General features: G+C 63.3%; 21 protein-coding genes. 17 read left to right on the top strand and 4 right to left on the bottom strand.

Annotated elements, in window-relative coordinates; genetic code table 11:
• Positions 1-4: 4 nt before the first annotated feature.
• The 6 genes from lpxD to C8C93_RS03840 are packed head-to-tail and all read left to right on the top strand — an operon-like array spanning position 5 to position 4807.
• A complete protein-coding gene (gene lpxD / locus C8C93_RS03815) occupies positions 5-988 on the top strand; it encodes a UDP-3-O-(3-hydroxymyristoyl)glucosamine N-acyltransferase (RefSeq protein WP_121505968.1) in 984 nt (327 codons plus the stop codon).
• 16 nt (positions 989-1004) lie between these two features.
• Positions 1005-1445: a 3-hydroxyacyl-ACP dehydratase FabZ gene (gene fabZ, locus C8C93_RS03820; protein ID WP_010457855.1), complete on the top strand. Its 441-nt coding sequence runs from the start codon at positions 1005-1007 to the stop codon at positions 1443-1445.
• A 21-nt stretch (positions 1446-1466) separates the two neighbouring features.
• The gene (lpxA, locus tag C8C93_RS03825; protein ID WP_121505969.1) at positions 1467-2255 is read left to right on the top strand and encodes an acyl-ACP--UDP-N-acetylglucosamine O-acyltransferase; all 789 of its coding nucleotides are present in this window, start codon (positions 1467-1469) and stop codon (positions 2253-2255) included.
• 10 nt (positions 2256-2265) lie between these two features.
• Positions 2266-3429, top strand: coding sequence for a lipid-A-disaccharide synthase (gene lpxB / locus C8C93_RS03830; protein ID WP_121505970.1), 1164 nt, complete (start codon positions 2266-2268; stop codon positions 3427-3429).
• Entirely contained in the window at positions 3395-4021 is a 627-nt protein-coding gene (rnhB, locus tag C8C93_RS03835) for a ribonuclease HII (RefSeq protein ID WP_121505971.1), read from the top strand. Before lpxB ends, rnhB begins: the two co-directional genes overlap by 35 nt.
• A 12-nt stretch (positions 4022-4033) precedes the next feature.
• A complete protein-coding gene (locus C8C93_RS03840; protein WP_121505972.1) occupies positions 4034-4807 on the top strand; it encodes an RNA methyltransferase in 774 nt (257 codons plus the stop codon).
• A gap of 59 nt (positions 4808-4866) precedes the next feature.
• Here the strand turns inward: C8C93_RS03840 and C8C93_RS03845 are convergent, their stop codons facing one another.
• Positions 4867-5682, bottom strand: a complete 816-nt coding sequence (locus tag C8C93_RS03845) for a hypothetical protein (protein ID WP_121505973.1) — start codon at positions 5680-5682, stop codon at positions 4867-4869.
• A 288-nt stretch (positions 5683-5970) separates the two neighbouring features.
• Here C8C93_RS03845 and carA point away from each other — a divergent pair, with 288 nt between their 5' ends.
• From carA to C8C93_RS03870, 5 genes are all read left to right on the top strand, one after another.
• On the top strand, positions 5971-7143 hold the full coding sequence (carA, locus tag C8C93_RS03850; protein ID WP_199726979.1) for a glutamine-hydrolyzing carbamoyl-phosphate synthase small subunit: 1173 nt from the start codon (positions 5971-5973) through the stop codon (positions 7141-7143).
• Positions 7144-7163: 20 nt separating this feature from the next.
• Entirely contained in the window at positions 7164-7589 is a 426-nt protein-coding gene (locus tag C8C93_RS03855) for a hypothetical protein (RefSeq protein WP_055398232.1), read from the top strand.
• Positions 7590-7599: 10 nt separating this feature from the next.
• Entirely contained in the window at positions 7600-10866 is a 3267-nt protein-coding gene (carB, locus tag C8C93_RS03860) for a carbamoyl-phosphate synthase large subunit (RefSeq protein WP_121505975.1), read from the top strand.
• Between the two features lie 180 nt (positions 10867-11046).
• Positions 11047-11523, top strand: a complete 477-nt coding sequence (gene greA / locus C8C93_RS03865; RefSeq protein WP_055398230.1) for a transcription elongation factor GreA — start codon at positions 11047-11049, stop codon at positions 11521-11523.
• An 11-nt stretch (positions 11524-11534) separates the two neighbouring features.
• Positions 11535-11993 (top strand): DUF4149 domain-containing protein, encoded by a 459-nt coding sequence (locus C8C93_RS03870; protein ID WP_055398229.1) that lies wholly within the window; start codon positions 11535-11537, stop codon positions 11991-11993.
• Positions 11994-12032: 39 nt separating this feature from the next.
• Here the strand turns inward: C8C93_RS03870 and C8C93_RS03875 are convergent, their stop codons facing one another.
• Both C8C93_RS03875 and C8C93_RS03880 read right to left on the bottom strand, forming a co-directional pair.
• Positions 12033-12818 (bottom strand): hypothetical protein, encoded by a 786-nt coding sequence (locus C8C93_RS03875; RefSeq protein WP_055398228.1) that lies wholly within the window; start codon positions 12816-12818, stop codon positions 12033-12035.
• Positions 12818-13291 (bottom strand): YhbY family RNA-binding protein, encoded by a 474-nt coding sequence (locus tag C8C93_RS03880; RefSeq protein WP_055398227.1) that lies wholly within the window; start codon positions 13289-13291, stop codon positions 12818-12820. The genes C8C93_RS03875 and C8C93_RS03880 overlap by 1 nt, the downstream gene beginning before the upstream one ends.
• A 47-nt stretch (positions 13292-13338) precedes the next feature.
• On the opposite strand from C8C93_RS03880, the gene C8C93_RS03885 reads away from it, so the two are divergent.
• The 6 genes from C8C93_RS03885 (at position 13339) to C8C93_RS03910 (ending at position 20189) form a co-directional block, all read left to right on the top strand.
• A complete protein-coding gene (locus C8C93_RS03885) occupies positions 13339-14001 on the top strand; it encodes an RlmE family RNA methyltransferase (protein ID WP_121505976.1) in 663 nt (220 codons plus the stop codon).
• A gap of 175 nt (positions 14002-14176) precedes the next feature.
• On the top strand, positions 14177-16096 hold the full coding sequence (gene ftsH, locus C8C93_RS03890; RefSeq protein WP_055398225.1) for an ATP-dependent zinc metalloprotease FtsH: 1920 nt from the start codon (positions 14177-14179) through the stop codon (positions 16094-16096).
• A gap of 116 nt (positions 16097-16212) precedes the next feature.
• The gene (folP, locus tag C8C93_RS03895) at positions 16213-17040 is read left to right on the top strand and encodes a dihydropteroate synthase (RefSeq protein WP_121420539.1); all 828 of its coding nucleotides are present in this window, start codon (positions 16213-16215) and stop codon (positions 17038-17040) included.
• Positions 17041-17141: 101 nt separating this feature from the next.
• Positions 17142-18476, top strand: coding sequence for a phosphoglucosamine mutase (glmM, locus tag C8C93_RS03900; RefSeq protein WP_121505977.1), 1335 nt, complete (start codon positions 17142-17144; stop codon positions 18474-18476).
• Between the two features lie 89 nt (positions 18477-18565).
• Entirely contained in the window at positions 18566-19126 is a 561-nt protein-coding gene (locus tag C8C93_RS03905; RefSeq protein WP_121505978.1) for a GNAT family N-acetyltransferase, read from the top strand.
• Positions 19127-19151: 25 nt separating this feature from the next.
• On the top strand, positions 19152-20189 hold the full coding sequence (locus C8C93_RS03910) for an amino acid ABC transporter substrate-binding protein (RefSeq protein ID WP_121505979.1): 1038 nt from the start codon (positions 19152-19154) through the stop codon (positions 20187-20189).
• A 256-nt stretch (positions 20190-20445) separates the two neighbouring features.
• On the opposite strand, the gene C8C93_RS03915 is transcribed toward C8C93_RS03910, so the two are convergent.
• On the bottom strand, positions 20446-22671 hold the full coding sequence (locus C8C93_RS03915; RefSeq protein WP_121505980.1) for a bifunctional diguanylate cyclase/phosphodiesterase: 2226 nt from the start codon (positions 22669-22671) through the stop codon (positions 20446-20448).
• Positions 22672-22724 lie beyond the last annotated feature (53 nt).

Genomic DNA, 22724 nt, shown 5'->3' on the forward strand with positions numbered 1-22724 from the left:
GCGCGTGAGCTTGCTTCTTGGGCACATAGTTGATGCGCTCGGTGGCTCGCTGGAAGGAGGTGCGACACGGGATGTCGTCATCTCCCGCATCGCGCCCCTGGAGGTTGCCGGGCCGGGAGATCTCAGTTTCCTGAGCAACCCCCGCTACCAACAGCAACTGGCCGCCTCCCGGGCGGCCTGTGTCATTGTGGCGCCTGCCATGCGCGATGTCGCTCTGGCGCGCGGTGCCTGCATCGTGGCGGACAACCCCTACGTGTATTTCGCGCGTGCCACCCAGTTGTGGCGGCAACGCAATGCGCCAGCGCAGCGCGCGGGGGTACACGCCAGTGCCGTGGTGGATCCCACGGCACTGGTGCACCCCACTGCGACCATTGGGCCGCTGTGTGTGGTGGAGCGTGGAGCGCAGGTGGGCGCGGGGACCATCCTCAAGTCGCGTGTAACCGTGGGCGAAGGCTGCACCATCGGCGCGCGTTGCATCGTGCACGCCGGTGTGGTGATCGGCGCGGATGGTTTTGGCTTTGCGCCCGAACAAGGGCAGTGGGTCAAGATCGAACAGCTCGGTGCCGTGCGCATCGGAGACGACGTCGAGATCGGCGCCAACACCTGCATCGACCGGGGCGCGCTTCAGGACACCGTCATCGAAGATGGCGTCAAGCTCGACAACCTGATCCAGATTGGCCACAACGTGCGCATCGGCAAGCACTCGGCCATGGCTGGGTGTGTGGGGGTGGCTGGCAGCGCGACCATTGGCGCGCACTGCACTGTGGGCGGCGGGGCGATTGTGCTGGGCCATCTGGAGCTGGCCGACAACGTGCATATCTCGGCAGCTACGGTGGTCACACGCTCGCTCACGCGGCCTGGGCAATACACGGGCATGTTTCCCATCGACGACAATGCGCGCTGGGAAAAAAACGCTGCAACACTCAAACAACTGCACAGCTTGCGGGAGCGCATCAAGGCGCTTGAGCAGGCTCTCAAGGCAGCATGAACGGAAGAACAACTCGATGATGGATATTCACGCAATTCTCAAGCAACTGCCCCACCGCTACCCGTTCCTGCTGGTGGACAAAGTGATCGAGCTTGAGAGCAACACCCGCATCAAGGCCATCAAGAACGTGACGTTCAATGAGCCCTACTTCATGGGGCATTTCCCCGGACGTCCCGTGATGCCGGGTGTGTTGATCCTGGAAGCGCTGGCCCAGGCTGCGGGCTTGCTGGCGTTTGATGCCATGGGCAAGGTGCCCGATGAGAACAATATCTACTACTTTGTGGGCATTGATGGCGCGCGTTTCAAGCGCCCGGTGGAGCCCGGCGACCAGTTGATCCTGAGCATCACCATCGATCGCGTTCGTGGCGGCATCTGGAAGTTTAAGGGCGTGGCCAGCGTGGGCGAAGAGGTGGCCTGCGAGGCCGAACTCATGTGCACCATGCGCAGCGTGGGTTGACCGACCCGGGCCTGTTGGATCGTGAGCAATATTCATCCCACTGCCATTGTTGCGGACGGCGCACGCCTGGACCCTTCGGTCACGGTGGGACCGTATGCGGTTATTGGTGAGCATGTGTCGATCGGTGCGGGCACGACGGTCGGCGCACATTGCGTCATTGACGGGCGCACGACGATTGGCGCCGACAACCGCATCTTTCAGTTCAACTCCATTGGCGCCATCCCGCAGGACAAGAAATATGCGGGCGAACCCACCGAACTGGTCATCGGCGACCGCAACACCATCCGCGAGTTCTGCACCCTGAACCTCGGTGTGCCCCAGGCCGGTGGCATCACCACGGTGGGGGACGACAACTGGATCATGGCGTACACCCACATCGCCCATGATTGCCATGTGGGCAACCACACCACGCTGGCCAACAACACCACCCTGGCAGGCCATGTCCACCTGGGCGATTGGGTGACGGTGGGCGGGCTTACCGGCATCCACCAGTTCGTCAAGGTCGGGGCGCATGCCATGGTGGGCTTTGCCAGCGCAGTGTCGCAGGACGTCCCTCCCTTCATGCTGGTGGATGGCAACCCGCTGGCCGTGCGGGGCTATAACGTGGTGGGGCTGCGCCGCCGCGGCTTCTCGCCTGAGCGCATTGCTGCTGTCAAGCAGATGCACAAGCTGATCTACCGTCAGGGCCTTACGCTGGAGGCTGCACGTGCCGCCATTGCTGAGCTGGTGCAGTCCGCACCGCAGGCCAGCGAGGATGCCGCGATGATGGAGCGGTTCCTGGCCGACGCCACGCGCGGCATAGCGCGCTGAGGGCTGGGTGATGGCTGCTTCCCCCCGCGTCGCCATGGTGGCGGGCGAGACATCGGGCGACCTGCTGGCCGGTCTGTTGATCGACGGCATGCAGGCCCATTGGCCAGACCTGCAGACCTGCGGCATTGGTGGCCCGCAAATGCAACGCCGGGGTTTTGATGCTTGGTGGCCCAGCGAGAAGTTGGCCGTGCATGGCTACAGCATGGAAGTGCTGCGCCGTCTGCGCGAGTTGCTGGGCATTCGCAAGCAACTGCGTGAGCGGTTGCTCAAGGACAGCCCGGATGTCTTCATCGGTGTGGATGCCCCTGATTTCAACCTGGGGCTGGAAGCTGACCTGCGCGCTGCGGGCATCAAGACCGTGCATTTCGTGTGCCCCTCCGTCTGGGCCTGGCGCGCGGAACGCGTCGATAAGATTCGCCGCAGCGCTGATCATGTGTTGTGTATCTTTCCGTTCGAGCCTGAACTGCTCGCGCGGCATGGCATCGCCGCCACCTATGTGGGGCACCCGCTGGCGGGTGTGATTCCCATGGTGCCGGACCGCGCTGCGGCCCGTGCGCAGCTCGGGCTGCAGGATACGGACGAGGTGCTGGCCATTCTGCCGGGCAGCCGTTCTTCGGAGATCGCCTACATCACTCAACCCTTCTTTGAGGCTGCAGCGCTTGTCAGAAAAGCGCGACCAGCTATTAAATTGATAGTGCCTGCCGTGCCAGCGCTGCGCGAACGCATCGTGCAGGCAGCCCAGGCCGCTGGGCTGGGCGGTGTGGTGCAGATCGTTTCCGGGCAATCCCACGCCGTGCTCGCCGCCTGCGACACCACGCTGATCGCCAGTGGCACCGCCACGCTGGAGGCGGCCCTGTTCAAGCGCCCTATGGTCATTGGCTACCACATGCACCCATTGAGCTGGTGGCTTATGCGCCGCAAGCAGTTGCAGCCCTGGGTGGGCTTGCCCAACATCCTGTGTGGCGACTTCGTGGTGCCCGAGCTGATCCAGGATGCCGCGACACCCCAGGCGCTTTGTGCGGCAACACTCCAATGGCTGGATGCCCGCCAGCACCATCCCGAAAAAATCACGGCCCTGGAGCAGCGCTTTACGGCGCTGCACGAGAGCCTGCGCCGCAACACTCCCCAACTGGCTGCCGATGCGATCCAGAAAATCCTCCGTCCCGCTGCCTGAACAGGCCTGCCTGCCCTGGCACCCGCCAGGCCTTGTGGCCGGCGTGGATGAAGCGGGCCGTGGCCCACTGGCGGGGCCTGTGGTGGCTGCTGCAGTCATCCTGGACGATCTGCATCCCATCGCAGGCCTGGCTGACTCCAAGAAGCTCACGCCCGCCCGGCGCGAAAAGCTCTACGACGAAATCCGCGCCAAGGCGCTGTGCTGCAGCATTGCCGAGGCCAGCGTGGAAGAGATCGATCAGCTCAACATCCTGCAGGCCACGATGCTGGCCATGCGGCGGGCCGTGATGGGGCTGCGCCTGAAGCCCGTCATGGTCCTCGTCGATGGCAATCGGCTGCCCACGCTCGACATCCAGGCTGAGGCCATCGTCAAGGGTGATGCGCTGGTGCCGGCCATCTCGGCCGCGTCCATCCTGGCCAAGGTGCACCGTGACCGCTGGTGTGTGCAGGTGCATGAAGAATTTCCCCAGTACGGATTTGCGGGCCACAAAGGCTATGGCACGGCGGTGCACATGGCGGCCCTGCGCGAGCACGGCGCGTGCGTCCACCACCGGCGTTCCTTTGCGCCCGTGGCGCAGAATCTGCGCGGTTGAACCTGCCCAACCATGACATCCTCCTCGATCACCACGATCCATTCGCGGGACAACACGTTCGTGAAAGACCTGCGCCGTCTTGCGCAGGACACCACGGCCTACCGCAAGCAAGGCCGGGTTTGGCTGGAGGGCGATCACCTCTGCCGCGCGGCCCTGGAGCGTGGCCAGCGCGCGTCCATAGCGGTATTTTCAGAGTCTTTTTGGCGGATAGCGCATGTGGAGTGGGCGCAAGCAGCTATGAAAATCATAGTAATTGCTGACGCACTGTTTGACGACATCAGTGGGCTGGAGTCGCCCGCTCGGATGGGTTTCATCATGGATTTGCCCGCGCCCGCTGCGGTGCATCCGGGTGCGGCGACCGTGGTGCTGGACCGTGTGCAGGACGCTGGGAATGTGGGCTCCATCCTGCGCAGTGCGTCCGCGTTCGGGTTCCGGCAGGTGGTTGCCATCAAGGGCAGCGCCGCGCTGTGGTCCCCCAAGGTGCTGCGGGCGGGCATGGGTGCGCATTTCGCGCTGGACCTGATCGAGGGCGTGGAGCACGGCGAGCTTCAATCGCTGCAGGTGCCCATGCTTGTGACCAGCTCGCACGCCGGAGACTGGTTGCACCGTGCCGCCTTGCCCTGGCCGTGTGCATGGGTGTTGGGCCACGAAGGGCAGGGCGTTTCCCCTGCACTGGAAGAGCGTGCCGCTCTGCGCATCCGCATTGCACAACCGGGCGGCGAAGAGTCGCTCAATGTGGCGGCCGCTGCAGCGATCTGCCTGCATGCGAGCGGCGCCGGGCGCTGAAGCCACCGCTTCTTGATCGTTTCCAGCAGATCTCAGGGGGCGGAGCGCCTCACTCTTTTTTAGAGATTGCGCAGGAACTGGCGCACGAATTCTTCCTGGTTGGGGGCGTCCTTCTCCGTGCTGAACAGCACCTGCTGGTTCTCCACCCGGATTTTCAGCTGCGGCGCGAACTTGCATTGCACCAAGCCCAGGCCGGATGCCGTGCTTTTGAAGGCGGGGGTGTTGCGGCACATGGCTTCCAGCTCTGATGCCACCACGCCGCAGAAGCTGCCGATGCTCAGCGACTGGAGTTTTTCGTCGTCAATGGTGGCCCAGTCAACGTTGGTCTTCACTGGCGTACTGCATGCAGCGGTGGCGTCCTGATCGGCCTTGGCCAGTTCGGCCTGCACGCTGGCCAGGCGCTTGTTGCGGTCAAAGCGGGCCAGCTTGTCCTGCAGGCCCTGCTTTTGTTGGCCTTTGTAGCTGGCCAGCAGGTCCGCCAGCTTGAAGGCCTTGCTCTTTTCTTCGCTGAAGGCCAGTGGCACGCCATCGCGCTTGCCTGGCAGGTACACCACATAGTGGTCGCCATTGCGATAGGCCTGGTTCTGCTTTTGCAGCAGACCGTAGCTGCGGCCATCGAGCGTGGTGGCGTATACCTCGCGCGCCGAGCCCCGTTGCTCCAACTGGCTCAGGAAGACGACCTGATCGATGGGGTCGTTGATGCCGCTCACTCGCACCAGGGCCTGCTTGCCGTCTGCGGTGGGAGCCAGCACGACTTCAACGCCCTGGGGCGCCACGAACACCTGGGGGTATTTCGCCAGCTCCAGGGCCTGAGCGGCCATGGCGGCACACAGGCCCGCCAGGGAAAGGGCAAGGGGTCGGAGAAAAATGCGCATCGGGATCAGCCTTTGGAGTGGGGGCGGTAGGGAAACGGGGGGAAGTCTAGGGTGCCCGTTGTCCTCTGAAATGTCTGGAACACTTGCTTACGTAACAAGGTTATGCAAGACGCGCATTTGTTGGTGAGCGCGCCATGAAGGATATAATCGGGAGCTTTTCTCGCAACAGCGTCGCCCGACCGCACCCAAAGCAACAACCCATCTGAGAGCAGCCACCAGCACTTGCGTACCTTTGCGTGCACGAGTGGACTGCAGGCGCCGGGCGACCGTAACCATCCGGAGAACCCAGTGCTTTTGTCTCTACAGGGAAACTTCCCGCCCGCCATCCTGGCGCTCGCAGACGGCACGGTCTTTATCGGCAATTCGATTGGTGCCACCGGCACCACCGTCGGCGAAGTGGTGTTCAACACCGCCATCACCGGCTACCAGGAAATCCTCACCGACCCGAGCTACTGCCAGCAGATCGTGACCCTCACGTATCCGCACATCGGCAACTACGGCGTCAATGTGGAGGACATCGAAGCCGACAAGGTCCACGCCGCAGGCCTGATCATCAAAGACCTGCCGCTGCTGGCAAGCAACTTCCGCTCCACGGAAACGCTCTCGCAATACCTCGTGCGTGAGAAGACCGTTGCCATCGCCAACATCGACACCCGAAAGCTCACGCGCCTGCTGCGCAGCAAGGGTGCGCAAAACGGCACCATCATCGGCCTTGCTGCAGGGCAGCCTGTCACGCAGGCGCTCATCGACGAAGCCATCGCCAAGGCCAAGGCGGCCCCCAACATGGCCGGGCTGGACCTGGCCCAGGTGGTGACCACTGCAGCGCGTTATGAGTGGACGCAGACAGAGTGGAAACTGGGTACTGGCTACGGCGAACTGTCGGCCCCACAGTTTCACGTAGTGGCGTACGACTTCGGCGTCAAGAAGAACATCCTGCGCATGCTGGCGGAACGTGGCTGCAAGGTCACCGTGGTGCCAGCAAAGACGCCGGCCGCTGATGTGCTGGCTCTCAAACCCGATGGTGTTTTCCTGTCCAACGGCCCTGGCGACCCCGAGCCTTGCGACTACGCCATCGCCGCGACCCGCACGATTGTGGACAGTGGCATGCCCACGTTCGGCATCTGCCTGGGGCACCAGATCATGGCCCTGGCTGCTGGTGCCAAGACCTTCAAGATGACCCACAGCCACCATGGTGCCAACCACCCGGTGAAGGACCTGGACACGGGCCGCGTGAGCATCACGAGCCAGAACCACGGTTTTGCGGTGGACATGGAATCGCTTCCTGCCCATCTGCGCGCTACGCACGTCAGCCTGTTTGACGGCACGCTGCAAGGGCTGGTCCACAAGGACAAGCCCGCTTTCTGTTTCCAGGGGCATCCTGAGGCATCCCCAGGTCCGCACGATATCGCATACCTCTTTGACCGCTTCACCGACGCCATGCGCGCGGCAAAAGCCGGTTAAGCGCGGAAGGAAACAGCACCATGAAACTGTTCAGCTTCCCCCTTGCATCGCTGGAAAAGGCGATCCACAAGCGTGTCCTGACCCTGCCTTCGCCCCACCGTGAGTGGTTCACGGAACGTTGGGCGCAAAAGCCCTACAAGAAAGCGTTCGTCGAGAACAAGGCCATGCCGCTCGTCACGCTCGTGGCCAAGGGCAAGACGCTGGACGATGCCGCCTTTGCAGAGCTGCTGCAGGAGTGGGAAGTGACGTTTTATGACGCGGAAGAAGAAGTCTTGCGCCCACTGATCCAGGGCGACGGCCTGCTGCAGCTGATGCAGAAGAACCTTCCTCCCGCACGCGCCGAGGCGCTGCTTGCCAAGTTGACCCAGCGGCGTTTGCCCGCAGATGCAACAGCAGCCTCTGCCCCAACCCCCAGCCCCCAGGCAGCCGAACCCACGATCGACTGATCGACGCACCATGCCAAAACGCACAGACATCAAAAGCATCCTCATCATCGGCGCTGGCCCCATCATCATCGGCCAGGCCTGCGAGTTCGACTACTCCGGCGTACAGGCCTGCAAGGCCCTGCGCGAAGAGGGCTACAAGGTCATCCTGATCAACAGCAACCCTGCGACGATCATGACCGACCCGGCCACGGCCGACGTCACCTACATCGAGCCCATCACTTGGCAGACGGTCGAGAAGATCATCGCCAAGGAGCGTCCCGACGCCATCCTGCCCACCATGGGTGGCCAGACAGCGCTCAACTGCGCGCTGGACCTGTGGCACAACGGCGTGCTCGACAAGTACAAGGTGGAGCTCATCGGCGCCACACCCGAAGCCATCGACAAGGCCGAAGACCGCTTGAAGTTCAAGGACGCCATGACCAAGATCGGTCTGGGCTCCGCGCGCTCCGGGATCGCCCACAGCATGGACGAAGCCTGGGCCGTGCAAAAGACCGTGGGTTTCCCCACCGTGATCCGCCCCAGCTTCACGCTGGGCGGCACCGGTGGCGGCATTGCCTACAACCCTGAAGAGTTCGAGACCATCTGCAAGCGCGGCCTGGAAGCGTCGCCCACCAACGAGCTGCTGATTGAAGAGTCGCTGCTTGGCTGGAAGGAGTACGAGATGGAAGTGGTCCGCGACAAGGCGGACAACTGCATCATCATCTGCTCCATCGAAAACCTGGACCCGATGGGTGTGCACACGGGCGACTCGATCACCGTGGCCCCCGCGCAGACGCTGACCGACAAGGAATACCAGATCATGCGCAACGCCTCGCTGGCAGTGCTGCGTGAAATTGGTGTGGACACGGGTGGCTCCAATGTGCAGTTCTCGGTCAACCCGAAGGACGGCCGCATGATTGTCATCGAGATGAACCCGCGCGTGTCGCGTTCGTCGGCGTTGGCGTCCAAAGCCACGGGCTTCCCCATCGCCAAGGTTGCCGCCAAGCTGGCCGTGGGCTACACGCTGGACGAGCTCAAGAACGAAATCACGGGTGGTGCGACGCCTGCATCGTTCGAGCCTTCGATCGACTACGTGGTCACCAAGATCCCACGTTTTGCGTTCGAAAAATTCCCCACGGCCGACAGCCGCCTGACCACGCAGATGAAGTCGGTGGGCGAGGTCATGGCCATGGGCCGCACCTTCCAGGAGTCCTTCCAGAAAGCCCTGCGCGGCCTGGAAGTTGGCGTGGACGGCATGAACGAGAAAACCCAGGACCGCGAGACGCTCGAAAAGGAACTGGGCGAGCCCGGCCCTGAGCGCATCTGGTACGTGGGTGACGCCTTCGCCATGGGTCTTTCGGTCGATGAAGTGTTTGAGCTGACCAAGATCGACAAATGGTTCCTGGTGCAGATTGAGCAAATCGTGAAGATCGAGCTGGACATCGACAAGCTGGTGGCCGAAAAGGGTGACGGTGCCCTGGCGGCGCTGGATGCCGGCACGCTGCTCACGCTCAAGCAAAAAGGCTTCTCCGACCGCCGGCTGGCCAAGCTGCTCAAGACCACCGAGAAGGCGGTGCGCGAAGCACGCCGTGCGCTCAAAGTGCGCCCCGTGTATAAGCGTGTGGACACCTGTGCGGCCGAGTTCGCTACCAACACCGCGTACCTGTACTCCACTTACGAAGTCGCCACCCACGGTGGTGTCGCCGAATGCGAGTCGGAGCCTACGAACAACAAGAAGATCATGGTGCTGGGCGGTGGCCCCAACCGCATCGGCCAGGGCATCGAGTTCGACTACTGCTGCGTGCATGCGGCCCTTGCCATGCGCGAGGACGGCTACGAGACCATCATGGTCAACTGCAACCCCGAAACCGTCTCCACCGACTATGACACCTCCGACCGCCTGTACTTCGAGCCCGTGACGCTCGAAGACGTGCTGGAGATTGTGGACAAGGAAAAGCCGGTCGGCGTGATCGTGCAGTACGGCGGCCAGACGCCCCTGAAGCTTGCCCTGGGTCTGGAAGCTGCTGGCGTCCCGATCATCGGCACCAGCCCCGACATGATCGACGCGGCTGAAGACCGTGAGCGTTTCCAGAAGCTGCTGGGTGAGCTGGGCCTGCGCCAGCCGCCCAACGCCACGGCACGCACCGAACCCGAAGCCCTGGAAAAGGCCGCCGCCCTGGGCTACCCCCTGGTGGTGCGCCCCAGCTACGTGCTGGGTGGCCGCGCGATGGAAATCGTGCACGAGCAGCGTGACCTAGAGCGCTACATGCGCGAGGCCGTGAAGGTAAGCAACGACTCGCCCGTGCTGCTCGACCGCTTCCTCTCCAACGCCATCGAGTGCGACGTGGACTGCGTGCGCGATTCGGCGGGCGTCACCTTCATCGGCGGGGTCATGGAACACATCGAGCAGGCGGGCGTGCACAGCGGCGACTCCGCCTGCTCACTGCCCCCGTACTACCTGTCGCAGTCCACCATCGACGAGATCAAGCGCCAGACCGCCGCCATGGCCCAGGGCCTGAACGTGGTGGGACTGATGAACGTGCAGTTTGCCATCCAGGAGATGGACGGCAAGGACGTGATCTACGTGCTGGAAGTGAACCCCCGCGCCTCGCGCACGGTGCCGTTTGTTTCCAAGGCCACGGGCATCCAGCTGGCCAAGGTCGCGGCGCGTTGCATGGCGGGTCAAACGCTGGCCTCGCAGGGCATCACCAAGGAAGTGACACCGCCGTACTTCAGCGTGAAGGAGGCCGTGTTCCCGTTCGTGAAGTTCCCTGGCGTGGACACCATCCTCGGCCCAGAGATGAAGTCCACCGGCGAGGTCATGGGCGTGGGCAAAACCTTTGGCGAAGCCTTTGTGAAGAGCCAGCTGGGTGCTGGCACCAAGCTGCCCACATCGGGCAAGGTGTTCCTCACGGTGAAGAATGCCGACAAGCCGCGTGCCGTGGACATCGCCCGCCAACTGGTGGCGTTGGGCTTTGAGCTGGTGGCGACCAAGGGCACTGCAGCTGCTATTGCCGAAGCTGGCGTGCCTGTGGGCGTGGTCAACAAGGTGACCGAAGGCCGCCCGCACATCGTGGACATGATCAAGAACAACGAGATCGTCATGGTCATCAACACCGTGGAAGAGCGCCGCAATGCGATTGCCGATTCGCGTGCGATCCGCACCTCGTCGCTGCTGGCCCGCGTGACCACGTTCACGACCATCTTTGGCGCCGAGGCGGCGGTGGAGGGCATGAAGTACCTGGACAAGCTCGACGTGTACTCGGTGCAGGAGCTGCACGCCCAACTGGCTGCCTGAGCATCGGCAAAAGCGGCATAATTGCCGCCTGAACAGACACCGCCGCGCGGCAACGTGCGGCGGTTTCCTTTTGTAGACTTGCCATTCGCATCGCCCAGCGCAGCGCGGGCATGCCTGGCGATTGACCGGTGGAAGTGCTTCTGGCGCTTTCACCGTTTTGATTTATGGAGACGCAACACGATGGCCACCATTCCGATTACCAAGCGCGGTGCTGAAAAGCTCAAGGAAGAACTGCACCGCCTCAAGACCGTAGAGCGCCCCGCTGTGATCACGGCAATTGCCGAAGCGCGCGCGCAGGGCGACCTCAGCGAAAACGCTGACTATGACGCCGCCAAGGACCGCCAGGGCTTCATCGAAGGCCGCATCCAGGAGATCGAAGGGAAGCTGTCGGTGGCGCAGGTGATCGACCCCAGCGCCGTGGATGGCGGCGGCAAGGTCGTCTTTGGCGCCACGGTCGAACTTGAAGATGAAGAGTCTGGCGACCTTGTGAAATACCAGATCGTGGGCGAGGACGAGGCGGATCTGAAGCAAGGGCTCATCAATATATCGAGCCCTATCGCCCGTGCCTTGATCGGCAAGGAAGAGGGCGATACCGCCGAAGTGCAGGCTCCCGGAGGGATTCGCCGCTACGAAGTGGTGGCGGTCAGCTACCAGTGAGCGGGAACGGCATGTTCCATCGCCTTCCTGCCCTGGTCGCTGCGCTCTGGTGGGGCAGCCTGACTACCATCGGGTTTCTGGTCGTTCCCATGCTGTTTGCCCACCTTCCGTCGCCCATGGTGGCGGGCAACATGGCGGCCAAGCTGTTTGCGGCGCAGACCTGGGTGGCTGTCGCCTGCTGTCTGGTTCTGCTGCTGATTTCAAGGCCAAAACAGGCGATAGCGCAGTATCCATGGGCGCAAGCTGCTATGGTTTTTATACTCGGTGGCATGCTGCTGGCGCTGCTCACGCAGTTTGGCGTGGCGCCGCGTATCGTGGCGCGGCAGGATTTGCGCCTGTGGCACAGTGTGGGGACGGTGATGTATGTGCTGCAGTGGTGCTGCGCACTGGCCGTGTTGTGGCAAACACTGCGCCAGGTTCAGAAGCCGCCGTTGTTGCCGGTCGGGCCTGACGGCACTGCAGACGACTGAACCGAGCGCTGGTCGCAACCAGCGCTGCCTCCAAACCGCCTATTCGCGCCAGTGCTCCGCCACCCAGGTGGCCGGACGAATGAAGCGAAACCGCCGGTTGCGCCGCCCGGCCAAAGCATCGGGGGGATTGCATTCCCCATGAAAGATCACGATGCGTGCGCCCGCTGGCACAAACGGCGGCCGCCAGTAGTTGGTCGGCCAGGGCGGTATCCCGTGGTATTTGAAACTCGGGCACCACGCCGCAGGCCAGTATTGCAACTTGCCCTGCCGGTGCAGGAAGTCCGACAAGTAGGCCTGCTCGTTGCGAAACTGCTCACGAATTTCTGAGAAATGCGCGCGAAAGTGCTCCAGCACGTCGGGGTGAGCTCCCAGCTCAAAGCGATAGACCGAGGAGTTGCCCGTGATGCGCCAGGGGCGCTTGTAGTCGTGGATGATCAGGAATTCACCCGGCTGGGTGAAAAAATCGTCCAGGCTGCCGGTGATGACCACGTCCACATCCAGGAACAAGGCCGTGCCTCGAAGTCCGTGCAGGTCCTTGCTGAAAGTGACCAGCTTGGTCCAGCCCCGCTCGGGGATGCCGGGTGGCAGATCGAGTGCGGGGATGGGCAGGCACTGCACTTCGCTGCGGATGCCCGTGCTGTCATCGGTCAGGCAGACAAAGCGAAAATCCCCGCTCAGGTGCCTGCGCACCATGGCATACAGCCGGTTGACGTATTCGGGGCCGTATTTCGTGCCCCACTTCATGCAGAGGATGTGGCGGACGGGCGCCATGCCGGCAGGTGCTGCAAAGTTTGCAGGTACTGCCGAACCTGCATCGTGGCTCATCAGTCTGCCTGGCGCTTCTTGATGGATTTTTGCTTGGGCTTGGCGCGCTTGATCTGGCCGCCCGAAGTGAGGCGCTGGTTGCCCAGCACGCGCAGTTGCTTGATCTCGGGGCGCTGGCCGCCGCGCTTGCTGTATTTGAGCACCTTGACGTCGCGTGGGCCGGGCATGCGGTCCTCATCGACCGTACGTTCCTTGACGGGTTGGGGGCGCCACAGTACCAGCAGCTTGCCGATGTGCTGGATGGGGGCTGCGTTGAGTTCGGCGGTCAGCTCCTGGTACATCAGCTCGCGCGCCACGCGGTCATCGTTGAAAACGCGCACCTTGATCAGGCCATGGGCGTTCAGGGCGGCGTCGATTTCCTTCTTGACCGCAGGGGTGAGTCCATCGCCGCCGACCAGGACGACGGGGTCCAGGTGGTGGGCATTGGCGCGTTGTTCCCGGCGCTCGGCGGGAGTCAGTTGAATTTGGGGCATGGGCCGTATTATCGGCGGTGCTGATTGTCGAGAGACAATGGAGCGGTATGAAAGTCAAAACCCAAAGCAAGAAGGTCAACAAGGCGTGGTTGAACGACCATGTCAACGACACCTATGTCAAATTGGCCCAGAAAGAGGGATACCGGGCACGCGCCGCCTATAAGCTCAAGGAAATCGACGAACAGCTGGGTCTCATCAAACCCGGCTACACCGTGGTGGATCTGGGTTCCACGCCGGGCGCCTGGAGCCAGTACCTGCGCAGGCGCATGTCGCCCGGGGGGGCTGCAGCGGGCCAACTCAACGGCACCATCATTGCGCTAGACCTTCTGCCCATGGAGCCCATCGAGGGCGTTACCTATATCAACGGTGATTTTCGTGAGGCGGAGGTGCTGGAGCGCCTGGAGCAGGCCCTGGATGGTCGGGTGGTGGATGTTGTCGTTTCGGACATGGCTCCCAATCTGTCCGGTATCGAATCGGCCGACGCTGCGCGCATTGCCCATCTGGTCGAACTGGCTGTGGAGTTTGCTTTCAACCATTTGAAACCGGATGGGGCCCTGGTAGTCAAGCTGTTCCATGGCAGCGGCTACAGCGATCTGGTCACGCTGTTCAAACAGACCTTCAAAGTGGTCAAGCCGTTGAAGCCCAAGGCCTCCCGCGACAAATCGTCCGAGACCTTTCTGGTGGGCATGGGCCTCAAGAAGACCGCCTGAACGGGCTTGCCTCAGGTCAAGAATCCGTGAATTTCGACCCTAAAGCCCGTGCTGTTTCCATGGCCGCTAGGGGGAATAGGGATGGCCGGGTGGCTTGAAACACCTAAAATGGGCCGCACATGCGTGCCATGACGGCAGTGTGTCCGTTTTCTGTTTCCCGCAACTGGAGCCCCGCTTGAACAATCAGTGGTTTTCAAAAATTGCCGTGTGGCTGGTTATTGCCATGGTGCTGTTCACGGTGTTCAAACAGTTTGACACCCGTGCCGGAGCCAGCGCAGGCCACGTCGGCTACTCGGAGTTCCTGGAGGAAGTCCGCAGCAACCGCATCAAGAGCGCGACCATCCAGGAAGGCCAGGGCGGCACCGAGATCGTGGCCGTCACCAATGACGACCGCAAGATCCGCACGACCGCCACCTATCTGGACCGTGGCCTTGTGGGCGATCTCATCAACAACAACGTCAAGTTCGACGTCAAGCCCCGTGAAGAAGGCTCCCTGCTCATGACCCTCCTGGTCAGCTGGGGCCCCATGCTGCTGCTGATCGGCGTGTGGGTGTACTTCATGCGTCAGATGCAGGGCGGCGGCAAGGGCGGTGCCTTCAGCTTCGGCAAGAGCAAGGCCCGCATGCTCGACGAAAACAACAACCAGGTCACATTCGCGGACGTGGCGGGTTGCGACGAGGCCAAGGAAGAAGTCAAGGAAGTCGTGGACTTCCTGAAAGATCCGCAGAAATTCCAAAAGCTGGGTGGCCGCATCCCACGCGGCCTGCTGCTGGTGGGCCCCCCTGGCACCGGCAAGACCCTGCTTGCCAAGTCCATCGCAGGCGAAGCCAAGGTGCCGTTCTTCAGCATCTCCGGCTCCGATTTTGTGGAAATGTTTGTCGGCGTGGGCGCGGCCCGTGTGCGCGACATGTTCGACAACGCCAAGAAGAACGCTCCGTGCATCATCTTCATCGATGAAATCGACGCGGTGGGCCGCCAGCGTGGTGCTGGCCTGGGCGGTGGCAACGACGAGCGCGAACAGACCCTCAACCAGATGCTGGTTGAGATGGACGGCTTCGAAACCAACCTGGGCGTGATCGTGGTGGCTGCCACCAACCGCCCCGACATCCTGGACGCCGCCCTGCTGCGCCCTGGCCGTTTCGACCGTCAGGTCTATGTGACGCTGCCCGATATCCGTGGCCGCGAGCAGATCCTGAACGTGCACATGCGCAAGATCCCGATTGGTCAGGACGTGGCCCCTGGCATCATTGCCCGTGGCACCCCTGGCATGAGCGGTGCCGATCTGGCCAACCTGTGCAATGAAGCTGCCCTGATGGCTGCGCGCCGCAATGCCCGTACCGTCGAGATGCAGGACTTCGAGAAGGCCAAGGACAAGATCCTCATGGGCCCCGAGCGCAAAAGCATGGTCATGCCCGAGGAAGAGCGTCGCAACACGGCCTACCACGAGTCTGGCCACGCCCTCATTGGCAAGCTGCTGCCCAAGTGCGACCCCGTGCACAAGGTCACCATCATTCCCCGTGGCCGTGCCCTGGGCGTGACGATGAGCCTGCCTGCCCAGGACCGCTACAGCTACGATCGCGAATACATGCTCAACCAGATCAGCATGCTGTTTGGTGGCCGCATCGCTGAAGAAGTGTTCATGAATCAGATGACCACTGGGGCCAGCAATGACTTCGAGCGTGCCACGCATATTGCCCGTGACATGGTCACCCGCTACGGCATGACCGATGCCCTGGGGCCCATGGTCTACGCCGAGAACGAAGGCGAAGTGTTCCTGGGCCGTTCGGTGACCAAGACCACGACCATGAGCGAGCAGACCATGGAAAAGGTGGACATGGAAGTGCGCCGCATCATCGATGAGCAGTACAACCTGGCCCGCCGCCTGATCGAAGAGAACAGCGACAAGATGCACGCCATGGCCAAGGCCTTGCTCGAATGGGAAACCATCGATACCGAGCAGTTGGACGACATCATGGCTGGCAAGGAGCCCCGTCCTCCCAAGGACTGGACGCCCCGTACACCTCCCTCGGGCGGCGACAACTCCAGCGGCGGCACGCCTGCGGTGACGACGGACACCGCACCATCGGCCGCCTGATTGCTGGCCGATCCATCCGTTCTCACGGGGCCTTGTGCCCCGTTTTTCATGGGTGGTGTTGTGCTGCCTCCCGACCTCCACCAGGAAGGCGCCTGTGACCCTTTCTCGATCCCCCCATGATCTGGCAGACCTCCCGTTTCTCTATTGACCTGGCCGAGCCCCGCGTGATGGGCATCGTCAATGCCACGCCGGACTCGTTCTCCGACGGCGGGCGGCATGGCTCCACCGCTGCGGCCCTGCGGCATTGCGAGCAGTTGCTCCGCGACGGGGCACACATTCTGGACATTGGCGGGGAGTCCACGCGCCCCGGCAGTCCGGCGGTGCCGCTGGACGAAGAGCTGGCGCGTGTGGTGCCTCTGGTGCAGGGCGCGGTGTCCCTGGGGGTGCCTATCTCCATCGATACCTACAAGCCCGAGGTCATGCGCGCGGTGCTGGACCTGGGCGCGGACATCATCAATGACATCTGGGCATTGCGCCAGCCGGGTGCCGCAGAGGTGGTGGCATCGCACCCGCAATGTGGGGTGTGCCTGATGCACATGCACCGCGACCCCCAAACCATGCAGGTGGCCCCGATGGAGGGCGATGTGGTACAGCAGGTACTATACTTTTTGCAGCGCTCTGCGCTTGACCTGCAAGCGCTAGGGGTCGAAAAGAACAGGATTGTGCTGGACCCGGGTATTGGTTTTGGCAAAACGGTGGAACAGAATTTTGCGCTGCTGGCGCACCAGTCGGTGCTGCGGGCTGCAGGCTATCCTCTTCTGGCAGGCTGGTCCCGCAAGTCCTCGCTGGGCGCGGTGACGGGCCTGGCGGTAGAGCAGCGCATGGTGCCCAGCGTGGCGGCGGCGGTGTTGGCCGTGGAGCGTGGAGCTTCTGTGGTGCGCGTGCACGATGTCCGCGAAACCGTGGCGGCGCTCGCGGTGTGGCGTGCAATGCAAGCGGTCTGACGGGGTCTTCCGGAGGCTGGGGCGTTGTATGGATGGGCGCATGCCAGACCCTTTGGCGATGGATAACAAACAATGAGATTCACACGAGGAGACGCTAGAACATGACGCGCCAATACTTTGGAACCGATGGCATTCGTGGCACCGTCGGGCAGCCACCCATCACCCCGGATTTTGTTCTGCGCCTGGCCCATGCCGTCGGGCGAGTGTTGCGCAGGACCGAGGAGCGCCCCACGGTGCTGATCGGCAAGGACACCCGCATTTCAGGCTACATGCTGGAAAGCGCGCTGGAGTCAGGCTTCAACTCCGCGGGCGTGGATGTGGTGCTGCTGGGTCCTTTGCCCACCCCGGGCGTGGCCTACCTGACCCGCGCACAACGCGCCAGCCTGGGGGTGGTCATCAGCGCCAGCCACAACGCCTATCCCGACAACGGCATCAAGTTTTTCAGTGCACAGGGCACCAAGTTGCCCGACACGTGGGAGCAGGCCGTGGAAGCGGCCCTGGGCGAACCCCCGGTGTGGGCCGATTCGGCCAGCCTGGGCAAGGCGCGGCGGCTCGATGATGCGGCGGGCCGCTACATTGAGTTCTGCAAGAGCACGTTTCCGCAGGACCTGACCCTCAAGGGCCTCAAGATCGTCGTCGATGCCGCGCATGGCGCGGCCTACCAGGTGGCACCCAAGGTCTTCCACGAGCTGGGTGCCGAAGTGCTGTCGATTGGCTGCTCGCCCGACGGCCTCAACATCAACCACGAGGTGGGAGCCACCCATCCTGATGCGCTCGTGCGGGCCGTGCGCGCCAACCACGCCGACTATGGCATTGCGCTCGATGGCGACGCGGACCGCCTGCAGATCGTCGATGCCACGGGGCGCCTGTACAACGGCGACGAGCTTTTGTACCTGATGGCTGCGGACCGCATGGGCCGCGATGAGCATGTGCCAGGTGTCGTGGGAACCCTGATGACCAACATGGCAGTGGAGGTGGCGCTGAAGGCAAAGGGCGTGAAGTTTGTGCGGGCCAAGGTGGGGGACCGCTATGTGCTTGAAGAGCTGGCGCGGCACCAGTGGGTGCTGGGCGGCGAGGGCTCGGGCCATCTGCTGGCGCTGGACCGCCATACCACCGGCGACGGCTTGGTGAGTGCTTTGCAGGTGCTGCAGGCCTGTGTGCGCAGTGGCCGTACCCTGGCGCAACTGTTGGCCGACATCACGCTCTATCCGCAGGTGCTGCTGAATGTGCGGCTGGCCCCTGGCCAGGACTGGAAGGCCAACCGCTTGCTGGCTGACACGACCCAGGCCGTCGAGCAGGAACTGGGCGCGTCAGGCCGCGTGCTGATCCGCGCGAGTGGTACCGAGCCGCTGCTGCGGGTGATGGTGGAGGCCCGTGATGCGCAAATGGCCAGTTCCTGCGCGCAAAGGTTGGCCGACGCGGCCCGTGCTGGCTGATGGTGATCCCGCCGAGAGCTCCTTCCACCGTTGGCGCGCCGCACGATCCGCTACGCTGCGGCCTTTGCCTCCGACCGGGAACCCCATAGATGCCTTCAAACACTGACATACCTTCCACCATCACCGTCCGTTCCGTGGACTACGGCAATGCCCGCGAAGCGCGGGCGTTGGTCGAACTGCTCGACGGCTATGCAAGGGACGTGGCGGGTGGTGGCGTTCCATTGAGCGCCGAGGTCCAGCGGGGCTTGCCCGAGGCGCTGCGCCAGCGGCCGCAGGCTTTCAGCGTGATGGCCTGGGCGGCGGACGCTTCGGCGCCACACGGCGAGGTGCCCGTGGGGCTGATCAATTGCCTAGAGGGCTTTTCGACCTTTGCCTGCCGGCCTCTGGTCAACGTGCATGACGTGGTGGTGGCACCCGGCTGGCGCGGCCACCGCATCGCCCAGCGCATGCTGCACCGGGTGGAAGCGCTGGCCCGCGAGCGCGGTGCCTGCAAGCTCACGCTCGAAGTGCTTTCGGGCAACCACAGTGCAATGCGCGCGTACGAACGGGAAGGCTTTGCTGCCTACACCCTGGACCCCAGCATGGGGCAGGCGCAATTTCTGCAGAAGATGCTGGATGGGGCAGGGCCTGCGCCATTGGCGGCACCGTGAATCACCCTCCCGGAGACCTGACCGCATGAAGACAGCTTTTGGCCAGATCGCAGCAATGGGCGCCATCGTTGTGGCCGCGTTGCTGGCCGCTCCCGTGGCCCATGCGGGCAAGACTCTCGACGGTATCAGGGCGCGCGGGCAGGTGGTGTGTGGTGTCAATACCGGGCTGGCCGGGTTTGCGATGGCAGACTCCAGCGGCAAGTGGTCCGGACTTGACGTGGATGTCTGCAGGGCGATTGCAGCCGCCGTGCTGGGCGACGGCAAGAAAGTCAAGTACGTGCCTTTGGACGTGCCGCAGCGTTTCACGGCCTTGCAATCCGGCGAGGTGGACGTGCTTTCGCGCAACACCACCTTTTCGCTGGCGCGCGATGCATCGATGGGTCTGCACCAGACGGTCGTTACCTACTACGACGGCCAGGGTTTCATGGTGCCTGCCAAGAGCAAGATCAGGAGCATCCGCCAGCTCAAGGGACAGACCGTATGTGTGCAGTCGGGCACTACCACCGAAAAAAACCTGGCCGACTATTCCCGTGCCAACGGCCTCGACATCAAACCCGTGATGTTTGAGAAGGTAGATGCTGCAACGGCCGCCTATCTGGCGGGGCGGTGCACCGCATTCACCACCGATGCATCGGGCCTGGCAGCCTTGCGCAGCGGTGTTTCGCAAGGTGCGGCAATGCACACGATCTTGCCGGAACTCATCTCCAAGGAACCCCTGGGGCCCTTGGTGCGGCGGGGCGACGACGAGTGGTTTGCCGTGGTCAAGTGGGTGATCTACGGCCTGATCGAAGCCGAAGAGTATGGTGTGACGCAAGCCAATGCGGATTCGCTGAAAGCCAGCAGCGCCCACCCGGTGGTGCAGCGCATGGTGGGTACTGCGGAAGACACTGGAAAGCTCCTGGGGCTGGACCGGGACTGGTTGCTGCGCGCCCTCAAGACCACCGGCAACTACGGCGAGATCTTTGAGCGCAACGTCGGCCAGAAGTCGGCGCTGGGGCTGCCGCGCGGCCTCAACAACCTGTGGAGCAAGCAGGGCCTGATGTACGCGTTTCCGATCCGCTGAACTGCGCTTGCAGGGACCGACCTGGGCGACGATGCATGGGGTGCTGACTGCTGAAAGCCCGCACAGCCCCAGGAGCCTCGGTCCTGCAGATTGGGTGTATTTGCTACTTAATTTATAGCTGCTTGCGCTTTTCCATCAAGCGCTAGGCCCCGTTTTCATGCTGTTTTCGAGCCGATGGGCTGCTGTCCCTGCTGCGTCCACCGATGCATTCATTGGCCGCCGCACGAGCCCTTTGGCCAGCATGGGGCAGTGTCGGTCAATGCAACTGCCGCCGCATGAAGGCTTCCAGCTCGGGCGCGGACAGCGGCATGCTGAAGTGGTAGCCCTGCGCCTCGTCGCACCCTTGTTCGCGCAGGTAGGCCAGTTGACCTTCGGTCTCCACGCCTTCGGCCGTGGTGCGCATGCCCAGCGCCTGGGCCATGCGGATGATGGCGCTGACGATGGCGCGGTCGTTGCCGTCATCACCCAGGTCGCGCACGAACGACTGGTCGATCTTGAGCTTGAAGATCTGAAAGCGCTTGAGCTGGCTCAGCGATGAGTAGCCGGTGCCAAAGTCGTCCATCGACATGCGCACGCCGCGTGCGTGCAACTGGTCCATGGTAGCCACGGCAGCATGGGGGTCGTCCACGGCGACGCCCTCGGTCAGCTCCAGCTCCAGGGAGTCGGGCGGCAGACTGAACTCGGCCAGCATGCGGCTCACCAGCTCCGGCAGCTGCGGCTGGCGAAACTGGATGGCTGACAGGTTTACGGCCATCGTCAGGTGGGGGAATCCGTTCGTGCGCCAGGTTTTGAGCTGTGACAGCGCCGTGCGCAGCACCCATTCCCCAATCTGCAGGATCTGCCCGCTGTCTTCGGCAATGGGAATGAACTCTGCCGGCGATACTGCGCCCAACTGCGGGTGTTGCCAGCGCAGCAATGCCTCCACGCTGCGCACGGAGCCGTTAGTTAGGCTCATCTGCGGCTGGTAGTGCAGGTGGAACTGGTTGCGCTCCAGCGCACGCCGCAGGGCGTTTTCAAGCTGCAAGGCGCGCACCGACTGCGCCTGCATCTCGGGGGTAAAGAACTTGAAGGTATTGCGCCCGTCGAGCTTGGCGCGGTACATGGCCACATCGGCCGACTGCGTCAGCGTGTCGAAGTCCGTGCCATCCTGCGGGAACAGCGCGATGCCCATGGATGGCGCCATGGTCAGCTCGTGGTGGTCAATCTGGTAGTGCTGGCGCGATGCCTCCTGCAGCTTGCCGGCCACGCGGGCGGCGCCATGGGCATTGGCGCCCGGCAGCAGCAAAATGAACTCGTCGCCGCCCAGGCGCGACACGGTGTCCTTCTCGCGCACCACGGCCCGCAGCCGCTTGGCGATCTCCACGAGCAGGGTATCGCCCACGCGGTGGCCCAGCGAGTCGTTCACATGCTTGAAGTGGTCCAGGTCCAGGAAGATCAGGGCCAGCGGCGTGTTGCCCTCCTGGGCGACGCGGATGGCCTCCTGCGCCCGTTCTGCCAGCAGCGTGCGGTTGGGCAGGCCTGTCAGGGCGTCGTAGTGGGCCAGCCAGTAGATGCGCTCCTGATCGGCCTTGCGGTCGTTGATCTCACGGTGCAGGTTGTCCACGGTCTCGCGCAGTTCGCGGGTGCGGTCCTGCACCTGCCTTTCCAGGTCTTCGTGGGCACTGGCAAGCACGGCCTGCGCCTGCTTGCGCTCCGTGATGTCCATCGTGATCCAGATGGAGCCCTGGCATGGATCGGCTGGGTCGATGGACTTGCTGCGCACCTCGCAGATCACGGGGGTCCCATCCTTGCGGCACAACTCCAGCTCGCCCTCGTAGGAGTGGCCGGCGGCCAGCTGCGGATAGCATCGGCGGCCGACCTCTTCCCACGCAGCGTCGCTGGCGTACCACCGGCGCGAGGGGCTGCCTACCAGTTCACCCGGCTCGTAGCCCAGCATCTGCTCAAAGTGGTGGTTGCAGCGGGTCAGGCGCCGGTCGCGCAGGAACACGATCCCCACCATCGCGCTGTCAAAGAGCAGCTGCTTTTCACGCACCGCTGCGCCCAGTGCAGCCTGCGCACGCTTTTGCTCGTCGATGTCGTCCAGAATCCAGATGGAACCTTCGGCTGTGTCGTGCGGGTTGATGAGCCGCCCGGTCAGGCTGCCCCAGAACAGGCTGCCGTCGCGCCGGCGCAGCTGGCGCTCGACGCGGAACGCCTGGCCCTGGGCTAGGACTGGGTAGGCGGTGCGGCCCAGATCGCGAAACGCCTCGCGCGAAGGGTAGAAGGTTTCGGTGTTCAGCCCGACCAGGCTCTCGGGGCTGGCATGGCCAAAAATTTCGGCATACCGCTGGTTGCAGCGCACCACACTGCGCTGGCGCAGGAACACAATGCCTACGCCCGCACTGTCGAGCAGGGTTTGCTGTTCGCGCAGCGCGCGTTGCAAGGGAGTGTCGGTGGCAACTCCAGGACGCTGTGATTCTGGAGTGCTGTACGGCGCAAACATGGAGACCGGTACGGGCTGTAGGGCCTGGCGGCCTGGGTAATTTGTACCAAAGT

The organism is Acidovorax sp. 93 (assembly GCF_003633835.1).
Classification (GTDB): Bacteria; Pseudomonadota; Gammaproteobacteria; order Burkholderiales; family Burkholderiaceae_C; genus Acidovorax; species Acidovorax facilis.